General features: G+C 69.5%; 19 protein-coding genes and 1 pseudogene. 9 read left to right on the top strand and 11 right to left on the bottom strand.

Going from position 1 to position 14,611, the window contains the following annotated elements; all coding sequences use genetic code 11:
- Nucleotides 1-136: 136 nt before the first annotated feature.
- Nucleotides 137-427, top strand: coding sequence for a hypothetical protein (locus tag C2865_RS35730; protein ID WP_106403091.1), 291 nt, complete (start codon nucleotides 137-139; stop codon nucleotides 425-427).
- Nucleotides 428-465: 38 nt separating this feature from the next.
- Here C2865_RS35730 and C2865_RS35725 read toward each other — a convergent pair whose 3' ends face one another.
- The 4 genes from C2865_RS35725 to C2865_RS35710 all read right to left on the bottom strand — a co-directional run bounded on the left by C2865_RS35725 (nucleotide 466) and on the right by C2865_RS35710 (nucleotide 2,676).
- Nucleotides 466-1,098 carry a hypothetical protein gene (locus tag C2865_RS35725; RefSeq protein ID WP_157964037.1) on the bottom strand — a complete coding sequence of 211 codons (633 nt, stop codon included), beginning with the start codon at nucleotides 1,096-1,098 and terminating at the stop codon, nucleotides 466-468.
- A gap of 414 nt (nucleotides 1,099-1,512) precedes the next feature.
- Nucleotides 1,513-1,896 (bottom strand): VOC family protein, encoded by a 384-nt coding sequence (locus C2865_RS35720; protein ID WP_106403089.1) that lies wholly within the window; start codon nucleotides 1,894-1,896, stop codon nucleotides 1,513-1,515.
- Nucleotides 1,893-2,255, bottom strand: coding sequence for an ArsR/SmtB family transcription factor (locus C2865_RS35715; RefSeq protein WP_106403088.1), 363 nt, complete (start codon nucleotides 2,253-2,255; stop codon nucleotides 1,893-1,895). Before C2865_RS35715 ends, C2865_RS35720 begins: the two co-directional genes overlap by 4 nt.
- Nucleotides 2,242-2,676 carry an SRPBCC domain-containing protein gene (locus tag C2865_RS35710; protein WP_106403376.1) on the bottom strand — a complete coding sequence of 145 codons (435 nt, stop codon included), beginning with the start codon at nucleotides 2,674-2,676 and terminating at the stop codon, nucleotides 2,242-2,244. Before C2865_RS35710 ends, C2865_RS35715 begins: the two co-directional genes overlap by 14 nt.
- Nucleotides 2,677-2,834: 158 nt before the next feature.
- Between C2865_RS35710 and C2865_RS35705 the strand changes: the two genes are divergently transcribed.
- Together C2865_RS35705 and C2865_RS35700 are read left to right on the top strand one after the other, a co-directional pair.
- Nucleotides 2,835-3,170: an ArsR/SmtB family transcription factor gene (locus C2865_RS35705; protein WP_106403087.1), complete on the top strand. Its 336-nt coding sequence runs from the start codon at nucleotides 2,835-2,837 to the stop codon at nucleotides 3,168-3,170.
- Complete coding sequence (locus tag C2865_RS35700) at nucleotides 3,170-3,856, top strand: cation efflux transmembrane domain-containing protein (RefSeq protein WP_198653835.1); 687 nt, start codon at nucleotides 3,170-3,172, stop codon at nucleotides 3,854-3,856. Before C2865_RS35705 ends, C2865_RS35700 begins: the two co-directional genes overlap by 1 nt.
- Nucleotides 3,857-4,119: 263 nt before the next feature.
- On the opposite strand, the gene C2865_RS35695 is transcribed toward C2865_RS35700, so the two are convergent.
- A complete protein-coding gene (locus tag C2865_RS35695) occupies nucleotides 4,120-5,055 on the bottom strand; it encodes a M56 family metallopeptidase (RefSeq protein WP_106403086.1) in 936 nt (311 codons plus the stop codon).
- Nucleotides 5,055-5,408: a BlaI/MecI/CopY family transcriptional regulator gene (locus C2865_RS35690; RefSeq protein WP_106403085.1), complete on the bottom strand. Its 354-nt coding sequence runs from the start codon at nucleotides 5,406-5,408 to the stop codon at nucleotides 5,055-5,057. Before C2865_RS35690 ends, C2865_RS35695 begins: the two co-directional genes overlap by 1 nt.
- Nucleotides 5,409-5,723: 315 nt before the next feature.
- On the opposite strand from C2865_RS35690, the gene C2865_RS35685 reads away from it, so the two are divergent.
- The 4 genes from C2865_RS35685 (at nucleotide 5,724) to C2865_RS35670 (ending at nucleotide 9,468) form a co-directional block, all read left to right on the top strand.
- Entirely contained in the window at nucleotides 5,724-6,905 is a 1,182-nt protein-coding gene (locus C2865_RS35685; RefSeq protein WP_106403084.1) for a cytochrome P450, read from the top strand.
- 109 nt (nucleotides 6,906-7,014) lie between these two features.
- Entirely contained in the window at nucleotides 7,015-7,740 is a 726-nt protein-coding gene (locus C2865_RS35680) for a DsbA family protein (protein ID WP_232835993.1), read from the top strand.
- Nucleotides 7,721-8,362 carry a vitamin K epoxide reductase family protein gene (locus tag C2865_RS35675; RefSeq protein ID WP_106403083.1) on the top strand — a complete coding sequence of 214 codons (642 nt, stop codon included), beginning with the start codon at nucleotides 7,721-7,723 and terminating at the stop codon, nucleotides 8,360-8,362. The genes C2865_RS35680 and C2865_RS35675 overlap by 20 nt, the downstream gene beginning before the upstream one ends.
- Before the next feature lie 98 nt (nucleotides 8,363-8,460).
- Complete coding sequence (locus C2865_RS35670) at nucleotides 8,461-9,468, top strand: RNA polymerase subunit sigma-70 (RefSeq protein WP_106403082.1); 1,008 nt, start codon at nucleotides 8,461-8,463, stop codon at nucleotides 9,466-9,468.
- Between the two features lie 207 nt (nucleotides 9,469-9,675).
- Here the strand turns inward: C2865_RS35670 and C2865_RS35665 are convergent, their stop codons facing one another.
- From C2865_RS35665 to C2865_RS35655, 3 genes are all read right to left on the bottom strand, one after another.
- Entirely contained in the window at nucleotides 9,676-10,260 is a 585-nt protein-coding gene (locus C2865_RS35665; RefSeq protein ID WP_106403081.1) for a dihydrofolate reductase family protein, read from the bottom strand.
- A 695-nt stretch (nucleotides 10,261-10,955) separates the two neighbouring features.
- The gene (locus C2865_RS35660; RefSeq protein WP_198653834.1) at nucleotides 10,956-11,591 is read right to left on the bottom strand and encodes a hemerythrin domain-containing protein; all 636 of its coding nucleotides are present in this window, start codon (nucleotides 11,589-11,591) and stop codon (nucleotides 10,956-10,958) included.
- A 37-nt stretch (nucleotides 11,592-11,628) separates the two neighbouring features.
- Complete coding sequence (locus C2865_RS35655) at nucleotides 11,629-12,090, bottom strand: carboxymuconolactone decarboxylase family protein (protein WP_106403080.1); 462 nt, start codon at nucleotides 12,088-12,090, stop codon at nucleotides 11,629-11,631.
- A 160-nt stretch (nucleotides 12,091-12,250) separates the two neighbouring features.
- Here C2865_RS35655 and C2865_RS35650 point away from each other — a divergent pair, with 160 nt between their 5' ends.
- Both C2865_RS35650 and C2865_RS39750 read left to right on the top strand, forming a co-directional pair.
- Nucleotides 12,251-13,195, top strand: a complete 945-nt coding sequence (locus C2865_RS35650; RefSeq protein ID WP_232835992.1) for a LysR family transcriptional regulator — start codon at nucleotides 12,251-12,253, stop codon at nucleotides 13,193-13,195.
- A 72-nt stretch (nucleotides 13,196-13,267) separates the two neighbouring features.
- Nucleotides 13,268-13,546 carry a hypothetical protein gene (locus C2865_RS39750; RefSeq protein WP_157964036.1) on the top strand — a complete coding sequence of 93 codons (279 nt, stop codon included), beginning with the start codon at nucleotides 13,268-13,270 and terminating at the stop codon, nucleotides 13,544-13,546.
- Nucleotides 13,547-13,880: 334 nt separating this feature from the next.
- On the opposite strand, the gene C2865_RS35645 is transcribed toward C2865_RS39750, so the two are convergent.
- A complete protein-coding gene (locus C2865_RS35645) occupies nucleotides 13,881-14,126 on the bottom strand; it encodes a ferredoxin (RefSeq protein ID WP_106403079.1) in 246 nt (81 codons plus the stop codon).
- Nucleotides 14,123-14,611 (bottom strand): annotated as a pseudogene (locus tag C2865_RS35640) (3-ketosteroid-9-alpha-hydroxylase); the annotation flags it as partial. The gene C2865_RS35645 and the pseudogene C2865_RS35640, both read right to left, overlap by 4 nt.

Here is a 14,611-nt window from a genome sequence, read left to right as displayed (position 1 = left end):
GATCAGCGGCTCAGGAGACGACTCGCCCGTACCAACGCATGACATCGCTATGCCGGGGAACCCCAGGCCGCTTCAGGGAAATGTCCGATGGGGCATGCATCATAGCGGTACGGCCATCCCTCGCCGAAGGAGCATCATGGACTCCACCCGCGCGGCCCTCGCCACCATCGCCCAGACCGCTCGCGACGCCTACGGCCCCCACGACCACATGCAGGTCCGCTCATCCGGCGTCGTCCACAACGTGGTCCTCACCCGCTGGCTCGCCGGCGAACTCCTCCCCGGACCCGCCTGCATGGTCGGCGTGTCCGGATGGGACCCCTACGCCGCCCACCCGGTCCAGGGCGCCGTCACCTGCCTGCGGTGCCTGCGACTCGCAGCACCCGCCCCACCCGGTATCGAACAGCTCGAACTGTTCGACGTCGCCTGAGTCTCGGATTCGTATCTCGTCCGGCACGGGGACCTTGATCAGGGTAGATCAAGGTCCATCCACCACCAGTCCTGCTGCGGCTGATGCGTCAAGACGACCTCCGTCTCCCCGTGACCGCCTCCAGGAAGCGGGCCCACGATCGTCGCGGCCGTTCCTCTCGGGAAGTCCTTGTGACCGTGCTGGAACCTGATGACCTTCCAGACCTTGTCGTCATCAAGGCTGCGGATACCGGTGAAATGCCACCCGTCATCGTCCGCCCCGTCGATCCAGACCCTCCGGCCCCGCTCACGCAACGGCACCGGGAAGTCCTCGTGACCGTCCATCCAGCGGACGAGCCGCTCGGCCAAAGTGAACTTCTCGGGATAGACGTAACCCTCGTCCTCACCCCACAAACGGCCCTCAGGGGTCCGCCAGTCCACATGCGTCCACACCGAGCAGCCCCAGAACCGCAGCGGCACCACACCGGCCGGACCTTGAACACAGGCATCGGGGACCTCGTCCGGCAGATCCTTCCAGTCCGCGGCCCCATGGCTGCGGATAACGGCGCCACGCAACGACAGAGCACTGGCCCGGTCATCGAACCGGCCGTCGGCGACCTCCAGATAGATCCGCTTCAACAGCATGGGCATCGGATATCCCACCAGCACCTCCGCCGAGGCGACGGCCTCCATCGTCGCCGGTGGTGGGAGCCGCCTGCCCCCGTGGTAGCCCCGGATACGCGCGATGACCTCGTCATCGGACGGCACAACCGAAAGACGTGACGCGTCACCCGGCCCGTGCGGCAACGCGCCATCGCATCCTGCTTGCAAAGAGGCAGAAGGATCCTGCGCGTCCCACTCGAGATCGTCGCCCTGGTCCAGGGCGAACTCGTGCTCCGGCCCGGGAGGGCCTCATCGCTGTCCACGGACCCTTGGTACCAGTCGCCGCAGACGAAACAACCAGAGCATCCATGCATCGGACGGCCGCAAGTACTACACGGTTGTACCGGCCCCGCCGCGCTGTTGTGCCGCTCGACCGCGTGAGAGGCGACCGGGCCACGGGCGCCCTCGTGTCAGGGTGCTGTTCGGCTCACCGGCGCAGGTGGATCAGCCGGACTCGGCGAGCAGGTGCACGATGCCGGCCGGGTTCTTGATCCAGTGGGTTCTGGCGTCGAGGTCCTCCAAGGGCTCGACCTCGTCGCACGGGTGAATGCCGATGGCGGCCAGTCTGCTCGTTGCCGCGTCCAGGTCGTCGGTGTGGAGCTGCAGCCACAGGTCGGGACGGCTGTAGTTGTCGACACGATCGAGCCAAAGCGTGTTGGGGCCGAATCGGACCGCATGGGTTCTCGAGACGGTCGGAGCGTAGGAGACGTCCTCCTCCCTGACGTCGAAGCCCAAGGTGTCGCGGTAGAAGGCCACGGTGGCCTCGTACTGCGCCTTGGGGATCTTCATGGCGATGTTCAGGCCGGCGACGAATTCGGGCTTGCTCATTGTTCCGTGGCTCCTTGGTCCGGGTCGGTGGCGTCCAGTGCGAGCTCGAGCGCGGCCAGCCGGTCGTCCCATCTGTTGGCGAGCATGGCCAGCCACACCTGGGCCGTGCGGATGGCAGCCGGTTCCAACCGGTACGGATGGCGGCGGCCGGCCGGTTCACCGGAGCTGATCAGGCCTGCCTCGGCGAGCTGCCCGAGGTGCTTGGCCACCGCTTGACGGCTGACCGGCAACTGCCGCGCCAGGTCGGTGACGGTCGCGGGCCCGGAGCGGGCGAGCGCCTCCAGCAGCGCCCGCCGCGTCGGATCGGTGAGCGCCGCGAACACCGCGACGGCCTGCTCCTCCGCATCAGGCGGCCGCATCGAGGTAGGTCTCTAGGTCATCGAGCTCCGCGTCCCATCCCTGGCTGTTGGCCCGGTGGGCGGACCGGGCCACGTCGATGGCGGCCTGGGCGAAGCCGCTCTCCACGAGCCGTAGCCGAGTGCCCTCCGGTGTCCGCTCCAGAGTGAAGTCCACGAGCGTCTGCGGGGCGTCTTCCTTTGGCAGGCCCTCGATTCCCCATCTGAAGGAGAACCGGCGCGGCGGGTCGACCACCACGATCGTGGCGACGGATTCGATCTCGAGGTCGTCCCAACGGAAGAACGCCCGCCCGCCGGGCCGCAGATCTATCTCCGCCTTCGAACCGAACCACCGCGAGAGTCCTTCCGCGGTGGTCAGCGCCGCCCACACCCGCTCGACCGGGTGGGGCAGGACCACCACACGCTCGATCACGTCCGCGACCATCGCCGCCCCCTTCACGAAGCTCGATCAATGGCAACCTATAGGTTGCCATACACGAACGGCAAGCCCGTCGACGACGGACGGCCCCCAACGCACCCGCAGAGCACAACGCTTGAAAGTACAGGATTCCCTGAATTCAGGATTACATGTACTTTGTGGGTATGTTGACGATCGCTTCCGAGGTCGAGGTTCTCGTCCGGTTCGGCCGGGCCTTGGCCGACCCGATCCGCTGCCGGATCCTGCTCGCGCTGCGCGAGGCGCCGGCGCATCCGGCCGAGCTGGCCGAGGCGTTGGGCGTCTCCCGCACCCGGCTGTCCAACCATCTGGCCTGCCTGCGTGACTGCGGCCTGGTGGTGACCGTGCCCGTGGGCCGGCGTGTCCGCTACGAGCTGGCCGATGAGCGGCTGGCCCACGCGCTGGACGATCTGCGCACGGCGGTGGTCGCCGTGGCGGCCGAGCGCACGTGCGTCGAGGCGGAAGAGAAGGGCTGCTGCTGATGGGCCTGCTTTCTCTGGGGCCTTCGCCCGCGCGCCGCGCGGTGCTGGCCCGCCGGGTGCGGTGGCTGGTGGCCGCCACCATCGCCTACAACGTCGTCGAGGCCGCCGTCGCCCTGACCGCGGGCACCCTGGCGTCCTCGACCGCGTTGATCGGTTTCGGTCTGGACTCCATCGTGGAGGTCGCCTCAGCCACCGCGGTCGCCTGGCAGTTCTCCGCCGCCGACCACGAGAAGCGGGAGAAGACCGCGCTGCGCGTCATCGCGGTCTCGTTCTTCGCCCTGGCCGCCTACGTCGGCTTCGACGCCGTGCGCGCGCTGACCGGCGCCGGTGAGGCCGAGCACTCCACCGTCGGCCTCGTTCTGGCCGCCCTGTCGCTGATGATCATGCCGGGGCTGTCGTACGCCCAGCGCCGCGCCGGCCGGGAGCTGGGGTCGGCCTCGGCGGTGGCCGACTCCAAGCAGACCCTGCTGTGCACCTACCTGTCGGCCGTGCTGCTGGTGGGCTTGGCGCTCAACAGCCTCTTCGGCTGGTCCTGGGCCGATCCGATCGCCGCGCTGGTCATCGCCGCCGTCGCGGTCAAGGAAGGCCGCGAGGCCTGGCGCGGGGACGCCTGCTGCGCCCTGCCCGCCGCCGCTCCCCCTGCGGGCTGCGCCGACTGCGGCTCCGGTTGCTCCTGCTGCTCCTGAGCCCTACGGCTTCGAGGAGGGGATCCCTTGACGGTCGTGGCGATCGAGCTGCAGGTCTGCGCGGTCGAGGAGCCTTGTCTCCAGTGCGTTCACGGCCCCGGATACGCCCGCCACCGTGGACCGCTTCCCGCCCGGCGTCAGCTGCACTCCCGAGCCTGCCGAAGGACGGCTTCCATGATGATCGGCCGGCTCCACGGGCGAGTTCGCCCAGAGCCTCAGGTGAGCGAACCCGGCGGCGGAATCAGAGGTCTCGAGGCTTCATGTCAGGTCATGCACGGGATCAGCACGGCGAGGGGCCCGGCGGGCAGGGCGAGCGCCGCGCCGTAGACCAGGGCGCGCTGCCAGGGCGCGATCGGGGACGCCTGCCGGGTCAGCCGCCTCACCCGCGCCGTCAGTGCCCCTTCCGCGGCTCCCAGCACCGAGGTCGGAAGCGGTCCTGCCTGCGCGCGCCCTTCGGCCACGCGCACCAGGGCGCGGGCCACTGCCGCTCCGCCGTGGCGTTCGCGCGCGGCGTCATCGGCGAGCATCTCCACCAGCCGGGCCGCGCCGGTGTGGGCCGCCCGAGCGGCGGGCAGGTGCGGCAGGGCTGAGGCGAGCGCGCTGAAGGGCAGAAGGAGAAGGTGGTGGCGGCCGCGGGCGTGGGCGCGCTCGTGGTCGATGACGGCGGCCAGTTCCCGGGTGTCGAGCAGGCCGACCAGACCCGAGGTGATCACGATGCGGGGCCGCAGGCCGGGCAGGCAGTAGGCGGCGGGCACGGCATGGTCGATGAGGTGCACGCCGTCCTCGTTGCGAGTGGCCAGCAGGTCGACCTGGCGGCGGTGGCCGCGGCGTCGGCGCGCCTGGCGGACGAAGGCGCAGGCGGTGATCGAGGCCGACCACCCCACCACGGCGATCGCCCCCGCCAGACAGGCGAGCTGGACGCCGCCCAGATCGCGCAGCGGCTCACCGGCCAGCACCTGGCGCGTGAACACATGAAGACCATGGGGAACGGGGCTGGCCAAGGGGGCCACGGCCAGCGTGAGCAGGGCCGCCACCAGGCAGGAGAAGGCGGCGGCCAGGAGCGTCTGCCACAGCACGAGCGCCGTGCGGGGGCTGCGCTCGACCCAGCGGGCCTGCGACAGCCGTCCCGCGGCCGGGCCCAGCAGGACGACGGTCACCGCCACCAGGCAGACGGCGGCGGCCAGCGCGGCCGACGGCATCAGTCCTCGCCCTCGATGCCCTGCAGGAGCCGGCGCAGCGCGGCGACGTCCTCCGGATCGACCACGTCCAGGAAATGCGTCAGCGCCAGTTCGCGGTCACCGGCCTGGCCGAGCGCCAGACGCATCGCGTCGGCGGCGTGGGCTTCCTTGCTGTGCACGGCGAAGTAGCGGTGGGCCCGGCCCGTCCGTTCCCTCCGCACCAGCTCCTTGCGGGCCAACCGGTCCAGGATGGTCAGCACCGTGGTCACCGCCGGCTGCGAGGGCAGCGCTTCGGCGAGCTCGCGGGCCAGCGCCCCCTGCGGGCGGGTCCACAGCTCGTTCATGACCGCCCGCTCCAGCTCGCCCAGCCGCACCGTCCGCCACCTTCCTCCGTCGCTGCCCGCAGCGTAGTGCGCTGCGGGCACCACCCCCGAACCCGGAAGGCGCCCCTGGGCCTTCGCGCCGATGCGTCAGCTGCCGCGACAGCCGGACCGGCACCCCGCCGTACACACTCCGCGAACGCGGCATGCCTGCCGGGCTGATCACATTTCGGCTTCCACGCCGCATCGTGTGGCCGTCCACCAGCGAAGACGGATATTTTACGCGGCGTAGAAGAAACGTCCCGGGATCCGCCGGCTGCCCGGGACACGCCCCCCTCGTTCGGCTGCCGCCGGCGCGCCTGGAAGACCATGACCTCTGATACCGAGCTGACGCTCGTGCAGTTCCTGCGCCAGGGATTCGACCCCGTGGCCGACCTCGCCCGCATCCGCGACCGGCAGCCGGTCTTCCCCCTGCCGCTGCCCGGCGACCAGACCGCCTGGCTGGTCACCCGCTACGAGGACGTGCGCGCCGTCCTGGGGGACACCGAGCGCTTCAGTAACGACTTCGGCAACGTGATCGGGCTCGGCTCCGCCCAGGAGGACCCCGGCGGGCTCGGCTTCCGCGACCCGCCCGAGCACACCCGGCTGCGCCGCCTGCTCACGCCGGAGTTCACCGCCCGCAGGCTGCAGCGGCTGGAGGTGCGCATCCGGCAGATCACCGATGAGCTGCTGGACGATCTGGAGCAGGCCGGGCCCGGCGCCGACCTCCTGGAGCACTTCGCCTTCCCCCTGCCCGCCCTGGTGGTGTGCGAGCTGCTGGGAGTGCCCTACGCCCAGCGGGAGGAGTTCCTGAAGCTCAGCACCGACCGGTTCGACCTGTCGGCCGGGCCGGAGGCCTCCATCCAGGCGATCAACGAGTCCATGGCCTTCCTCACCGACCTCGTCGCCCGCCAGCGCGAGGACCCGGGAGAGGGGCTGCTGGGACGGCTGCTGCGCGAGCACGGCCAGGAGGTCACCGACCGGGAGCTGGCGAGCCTGGCCGACGGGATCCTCACCGGCGGCCACGACACCAGCACCAGCATGCTCGCCCTGGGCGCCCTGTGGCTCACCCAGCACCCCGACCAGGCCGCCGCCGTGCGCGAGGACGCCGACGGTACGCACACCGCGCGCCTGGTCGAGGAGCTTCTGCGCTACCTGAGCGTTGTCCAGGCCGCCTTCCCCCGCTTCGCCCGCCACGACCTCACCCTGGCCGGACAGCCCATCGGCAAGGGCCAGATGGTCCTGTGCTCCCTGACCGCCGCCAACCGCGACCCGGCCCGCGGCCCCGGCCTTGACGAGGTCCATCCCGGCCGCGCCTTCTCCCATCTGGCCTTCGGTCACGGCATCCACCGCTGCGTCGGAGCACCCCTGGCCCAGCTGGAGCTGTGCGTCGCCCTGCCCGCCCTGCTGCGCCGCCTGCCCCGCCTGCGGCCCGCGATCCCCCTGGCCGAGCTGCCCTTCCGCAGGCTGGCCATCGTCTACGGCCTGGACGCCCTGCCCGTCACCTGGTGAACCGCACCGACGCCGCCCCCGGTCCGCGATCGCGGACCGGGGGGCGATCCGGCCCATCTTCTACGACTTGTAGAATCTGCTGGCCGAGGACGCTACGGGAGGAGAGCCGGTGTCGAAGACCCGAGAGCAGGGCGACCGCAGAGAGCGGCTGCAGGTCCAGCGCGAGCAGGAGCGCCGCCAGGCCGCCCGCCGCAGGAACATCACGCTCTCCCTGTCGGTGATCGCGGTGTTCGTGGTGATCGCCGCCGGGTTCTTCGCGTTCGACAAGTGGGGCAAGGACACCCCGAAGGTCGCCGCGGGCGAGTCCCTCCACGTTCGCTCGGACAGCCACCGGCTCTCGACCGCGGCCGACGGCAAGGTGACCCTGGTGGAGTTCCTGGACTTCGAGTGCGAGGCCTGCCGTGCCTACTTCCCGGCCGTGGAGGAGCTGCGCGAGGAGTACGACGGCAAGGTGACCTTCGTCGCCCGGTACTTCCCGCTGCCGGGGCACTTCAACGCCGAACGCGCCGCGCGCGCCGTCGAGGCCTCCGCCCAGCAGGGAAAGTTCGAGGCGATGTACAAGAAGATGTACGAGACCCAGATGTCCTGGGGAGAGCAGCGGGTTCCCGCCGATGAGGTGTTCCGCGGCTTCGCCCAGGGGCTCGGCCTGGACATGGCCGCCTGGGAGAAGGCCTACAACGCCCCCGAGACCCTGGAGCGGATCAAGAAGGACATCGCCGACGGCCGCGCCCTGGGCGTCCAGGGCACCCCCTCCTTCTTCCTCAACGGCGAGAAGATCCAGCCCCGGTCCGTCGAGGAGTTCAGGAAGGCCATCGATGCGGCTCTCACCAGCTGACCTCCCGGAGCAGGACGAGGAGACGGCCGGAGCGGCGCAAGCCGCACCGTTCGCCCGGATGCTCCCGTGGCTGCTGCTGGTCGCAGGCTCCATCGGCCTGCTGGCGGCGTTCACCCTGGCCGTCGAGAAGATCGCCCTGCTCAAGGACCCCGCCTACGTTCCCGGCTGCAGCCTGAACCCGGTCCTGTCCTGCGGCTCGGTGATGAGCACCGGGCAGGCCGAGGCGTTCGGCTTCCCCAACCCGCTGCTGGGCATCGCCGCCTTCGCCATGGTCGCCGCCGCCGGCGCGGCCCTGCTCGCCGGCACGGTCACCGCCCGCTGGTTCTGGCTCGCCCTCCAGACCGGCGTCACCTTCGGCGTCGTCTTCGTCCACTGGCTGATCTACCAGAGCCTGTACGTCATCGGTGCGCTCTGCCCGTACTGCATGATCGTCTGGGCGGTCACCATCCCCCTCTTCTGGTACGTCACCCTCCGCAACCTCCACCACGGGCACCTGCCCGGACCACGCCGGGCCGTCCAGGCCGTCACCGGCCTGCACACCCTTCCGCTCGTCCTGTGGTTCCTGACCATCACCACCCTGATCGGCATCGAGTTCTGGTCCTACTGGAGCACCCTGCTGTAGGACGAACGTCCTGACGTCAGCGGCTTCACCGATCAGAAAACCTCCGCCACGTCGTCAGTTCTGGTAGCCCCTCGCCACCCGCGGAAGGATTGACGACCATGACCGACGTCAGACTGCCAGGCGCCGACAAGGCCGCGTTCATCGCGGCGGCCCGCTCGAATGACGCAACACAGCTCGCGCTCATCACGGAGCGCTACCGGCGTGAGCTACAGGTGCACTGCTACCGGATGCTCGCGAACTACGAGGACGCCCAGGACATGACGCAGGAGACGTTCCTGCGGGCGTGGAACAAGCGGGAGTCGTTCAAGGGCCACGCCGCGCTGCGGACCTGGCTGTACCGGATCGCGACGAACGCCTGCCTCGACTTCCTGGACAAGCGCAACGACCGCACACCCGTGCCTGCCGAGCTGCCGGACGCGGGCTCGGAAGTGCACTACCTGCAGCCCTACCCGGACCGGATGCTCCCGGAGGACCCGCAGGAATCGGTGGTGGCGCGGGAGACGATCGAGCTGGCGTTCATCGTCGCCGTCCAGCACCTGCCGCCCCGGCAGCGGGCGGTGTTCATCCTGCGCGACGTCCTCGGCTGGCCGGCGTCGAAGGCCGCCGACGCCCTCGAGCTGACCGTCGCATCGGTGACCAGCGCACTGCAGCGGGCGCGCGTGACGATACGCAGGCAGCTGCCCGACCGCCGCCTCGACTGGCGGAGCCCCGCCACGCACGAGCTGTCGAAGGACGAGCGCGGCGTGGTGAAGTCGTATATCGACGCCCATGAGCGCAACGACCTCGACAAGCTGACGGCCCTGCTGCGCGACGACCTGCGCTTCACGATGCTGCCCGATCCGGGCACCTTGGTCGTCACGGCCGAGGACGCGGTGGACGGCTGGGTCTCCAGCGGGCTCTTCCAACGCGGCTACGACGACTGGCGCTGCATCACCACGACGGTCAACCGCATGCCTACCGCCGTGCTGTACCTCCGCGCCCCCGACGACCCGGAATACCGTCTGTTCACCATCGCGGTCCTGCACATCGTCAATGGGAAGATCGCCGAGCTCACCGGATTCGACGCCACCGACAAACCATGGCTGGGCCTGCCCGCGACGTTGTGATCGGACAAGTCACCGTGGAATGAGCACTCCGACCAGCTGAACACCCATGCGGCGACGCCGACACCACCGCCCCGCCGGCGTCACCGGCGGGGCGTCTTCATGCCCGAAGAACATCGACTCGCTGAAGACGAGGACGACGGCCTCGTCTTCAGCGAGTCGGTCAACAGCTCACTCGGAACGCGAGGAGGGGCCCGGGGAAGGGCTCCCTCATCGCCTCGTCTCGTACCGGGTCAGCACCACACCGCCGGGAAACGTCCGCGTCTCGACCAGGTTCAGGTTCACCCAGCTGTCCAGCGCGGTGAAGAACGGCGTGCCGCCGCCCACCAGGACCGGCGCGGTGACCAGCACGTACTCGTCGATCAGCCCGGCCCGCATGGCCGACCCGGCGAGCGTCGCGCCGACCATGTCCATCGGGCCGCCCTCCTCGGCCCTGAGCCGGGCGATCTCGGCGACCGCGTCGCCGGTGACCAGGCGGGCGTTCCAGTCGACCGCGCTGATCGTCGAGGAGAACACCACCTTCGGCATGTCCCGCCATCGGCGGGCGAACTCGATCTCCGCCGGGGTGGCGCCGGGCTGCCGGTCGGCGGTCGGCCAGTGGGAGCTCATCGACTCCCACAGCCTGCGCCCGTACAGCGCCAGGTCCGTCTCCCCCACCCGGTCGGACCACCACTGGAACAGCTCGTCGCTCTGCGACGAGTCCGGTCCCTCCCCTCCACTCCAGCCGAGGTCGCCGCCGGGCGCGGCGATGTAGCCGTCCAGGGTCACGTTCATGGCGAAGATCAGTTTCCGCATCGTGCCAGCCTCTCTTGAGTCGATCTCGCACATACAGACGGGCGCGGAGTGGAAACCTCATCGGTGCGCGATCTGCGTCCGCAGGCAGTCCTCGCGTTCCGGCGTCCTGCTCCCGAACGCGGCCCCACCCGAAGTAGATCGGTTCCCGCCGTTCAGGGCTCGGCCACCGGACCCGGTTTCAGCGGTCGTCGCCGGTCCGCAGACAAGGACCGGATCGGTGACTCGCCGAGCTCCGGATGCGCTGACCTGCGAAGGCCGTAAGAAGCCCCAGGTAATGGAGACTCCGACCGGCGGGCGGCCGAAGCCCGATCCTTTGAATCTCAACGACGATGGAGCGTAAAGGCGGAGGGCTTGGAAGTATTTCCAGGCCCCCCGCCTTTACGTAGCAAAGTAAGGACTCTTACCGCCTACTACGCGACCACTCCCGTCAACGGCTCACGGTGGCCAGCCCACGCCCGGACGGTCGCTGCATGCGGCATGCCAGCCGATTGAGCACTGGCGGCACCGGTGGTCGTAGAGGACTCGGCCGGTGCCGTCGGCTCCGGTGAACCGGTCGGTGTACTCCTCGATCGCCTCCCCTCCCGGCATCGGTGGCGTCTCCGGATACCAGCGTCCTCGCTGCACCTGGGATGCCGGGGTTGGGCAGCGGCCGAGCGGCCAGCCACGTCAAGGAGCCCGGCGGGATGCTGGAAGCGCTACACGACGGCGTTCCAGCGGTCCAGGGCGGCGTAGGCGGGCTGCCACTGGGCGGTGTAGGCGGCGCGGGCGGGTTCGGGCAGCGGGGCGAGCATGGTCGTCACGGTCTGCTCGGTGGCGCCCTCCAGTAGCCACGGGATGAGCCTTGGGGCGTCGGGGCCGATGCGCTGCCCGTGGACCTGGCCGAAGTGCGCCCACTGCTGCGGGGTGGCGACCGCCTGGATCAGCGGCAGCGCCTGGTCCTCCTCGTGCTTGAGATGGCCGGTCAGGCCGGTGACCAGCGAGTCGGTCAGGTCCCCGAGACGGTCGAGCGGAGCGCCGGGGTCGGCCAGCACCGCGTCGATGGCCGTGATCACCTCGTCGATGGCGGCGTGCTCGGCCTCCATCGCCTCCAGCAGTGCCAGATCGTCCGGCCGGTCGGCCAGCGCGGCGCTCAGCACGGGCCACAACGCGTCGTCCTCGGCGGTGTGGTGGACGTGCAGGGACTTGGTGAACAGCTCCCAGCCCACGGCGGTACGCAGCACGGTCCGGGGGTCGTCGTCGAGGCGGGCGGTGACCTTGGCCAGGTGCTCCAGTTCCCGCTGCAGCGCGTGGTGCATGGCGTACATCGGCGTCATGTCGAGCGTGTCGCTCACGGCGTGCTCCTTTCGGCTTGGTTGAGTTCGGCCCCGGTCAGGTCCAGCTGGCGCCGGCGGGTTCCTTGATGGAGGCGTTGAGGCGGTTGAACATGTTGGTGACGCCGATCAGCATGATCAGTGCGGCGATCTGCTTCTCGTCGAAGTGGTCGGTGACCTGGTCCCACAGCTGGTCGTCCACCGCCTCGTCGGAGCGATCGGCCAGCCGGGTGACCGCCTCGGCCAGCGCCAGTGCGGCCCGTTCGGAGTCGTCGAAGAACGGCGCCTCCCGCCACGCGGCGACCGTCGCGATCCGCTCGCCGCTCTGGTCGGCCTTGACCAGGTTGGCGTGGTGGGCGTGCACGCACGCCGAGCAGCCGTTGATCTGGCTGATGCGCAGCCCCACGATCTCCTGCAGCTCATGCGAGATGCCGCCGGCATTGACGGCCTTGAAGATCGCTCCGATGCCCTTCATCCCGTCGGGCAGCACGAAGGCGGGATTGGTCATACGCGCTTGCATCATCGTTTCCTTTCGCAGTGCGGGTGTCACATCGGGGTGTTCGGACCCGTCGATGCCGTGACGGCCGCCGGTGTGACCAGCACCAACCTTCGCCCCGGCCCGCATCTGGATCAACGTAAACTTCGCGCACGTAGTGATAACGCACGGCTTATGACCGCAGATGGGAGCGCCGGTGGAGCTGCGGGACATCGAGATCTTCCTGACGCTGGCCGAGGAGCTGCACTTCGCCCGGACCGCCGCCCGGCTGCGCGTCTCGCAGGCGCGGGTCAGTCAGGCGATCAGCCAGCAGGAACGCCGCCTCGGCGGCCTGTTGTTCGACCGCTCCAACCGCCGGCAGGTCCGCCTCACCCCGCTCGGCCGCCAGCTCCGCGACGACCTCGGCCCGGTCTACGTGGGGCTGCGCGACAGCCTGGAACGCGCCCGCCAGGCCGCCCAGGGCATCACCGCCACCTTGCGCGTCGGCATGCTGCCGTTCAACATCGCCGACCTGCACCCCTACTGGAAGACCTTCCGTTCACGGCACCCGCAGTGGCACTTGCAGATCCGCCGCGCCCCGTTCATCGACCCGTTCGCCGGACTCCGCAACGGCGGGCTCGACGTTCTGGTCGTATGGCTTCCCGTGGAAGAACCCGACCTCACCACGGGACCGGTCCTGTTCACCGACCCGCGCCTGCTCGCAGTGTCCGTAGAGGACGAGTTGGCCGGACGGACCTCGGTATCACTGGAAGTGCTCGCCCACCGCCCGCATGCCATGGCCCCTGGAATGCCGGACTACTGGGAGGACCGGTACCTGCCCTTCAGGACCCCGCGAGGCCACGCCATCGAACGCAGCCAGACCATCAGCAACGGCGACGACCTCATCAACCTTGTAGGCACGGGGGAGATCGTCCACAGCTTTCCCGCCCACGTCACCCAGTACTGGGCGATGCCGCACATCCGATGGCTGCCCATCCGCGACATGGCACCCCTGGCCTACGCCTTGGTGTGGCGCACGGAAAACGAGAACGATCCCATCCGAGCACTCGCTCGCATCGTGAAGGACCTCGGACCAATGCACCCGCACGACATGGGATCTTGGGACTATCCGGCGGGAATTGAACGCTGAGACCACGTCTTACACAGCTTTGGGTGGTCTGCTGGCTTGATGTCGCCCGTGTGCACGCCGAGCGGGCGACTCATGCGCGAGGCCGATATCCAGGGCATCTACCGGCATCGCGGCCGCAAGCAGGCGGTCTCCGGCCCGGCCACGGAGAACGACCTGGTCCACCGCGGCTTCGACATCGACGCGCCCGGCATCCCGATCACGGCTCTAAATTCACATCTTGGCCATTCGGTCGTCGACCGTGCGATGCTGGCCTTCGATGAAACCGGCCCTTCTGAACCATCGCGCAGCCCCCCGCCGGCAGAGACGCGTGGTCATACAGGTGTTGGATCCATGGGGGTCAGCTGTCCGTAAGAGCGGTGCCATGGAGTGCACCCGTAACCCGATGCGCCGAACAAGGGGCCGTTATCGCGCGCATGACGCCCGGCGGCTGGTGCTGACCTGCGGTGGATGCAGCAGCACCCCCGCACCGAACCCCGGCCCGCGTCCCCAGGGACGGCCATTTCGGCCAGCCTCTCTGTGCCCAGGTGTGGGCGCGCTCCGGAGCAGCCGGCGCAGGCCGGTTCCAACACCGCGGCGGTCTGCAACGCGGCTGCTGCGGAGCAGGACGTCGAGCGCCACCGGCAGGCCGTCGAGCCTGCCCACCGGCAGTGGCGGCGGGCGGCGGCTCGGTCGGGGCCCTCTCCCGTCATTCCGCGGCGACGACCTCCAAGGTGCCGTCCAAGGCCGCCTGCTGGATCGTCATGCGCAGATCCGGGCAGGTCTCGTACCGGTCGGTGCGCAGGTTGGGGCAGTCGGCCATGGCCTGCTCGCTCCACTGGATGGAGGTCTGCTCCCAGCTGGACTTGCGCACCAGGACGGCGCCGTCGCACCGGGCGCACCGCAGGGACCGCATGGGGCAGTCGGTCAGGCGCTCGTCGGGGCGGACGCTCATGACGGCCGCCCCTCGGCGACGCGCCGGGCAAGATTCTCCTCGCACTCCCTGACCCAGGACTCGACCGGGCGGGTGGTGTCGATCTCGAACTCGAACCGGTCGACCATCTCCGGCTTGACGTCCGCGGCGTCGACGTAGAACTGCTCGTACCAGCGGCGCAGCTGGTAGACGGGCCCGTCCTCCTCGCACAGCAGCGGGTTGTCGATACGGCCCTTGCTACGCCAGATGGCGACGTCCTGCTCGAAGCCGTAGAGGACGAATTTCGACATCTTCCGGGCCATGAGTTCGACCGAGTCCGCGGGGATGTCGGGGTTGTACTTGGTGAGGACGCCTGACTGCAGGACGAAGGAGTTCTCGTCGATCGGGTAGTGGCAGTTGATGAGCACCGACTCCAGGTCGAAACCGTCATAGTGGTAGGTCAGCTCGTCGATCATGAAGGACGGGCCGTGGTAGGTCGCCACCGAGGTGTTGCCGATCATCTTGTT

The sequence above is a fragment of the Actinocorallia populi genome, assembly GCF_002995495.1.
Classification (GTDB): domain Bacteria; phylum Actinomycetota; class Actinomycetes; order Streptosporangiales; family Streptosporangiaceae; genus Actinocorallia; species Actinocorallia populi.
The sequence above is the reverse complement of the archived record's forward strand: the minus strand, read 5'-3'. Positions and strand labels throughout refer to the sequence as shown.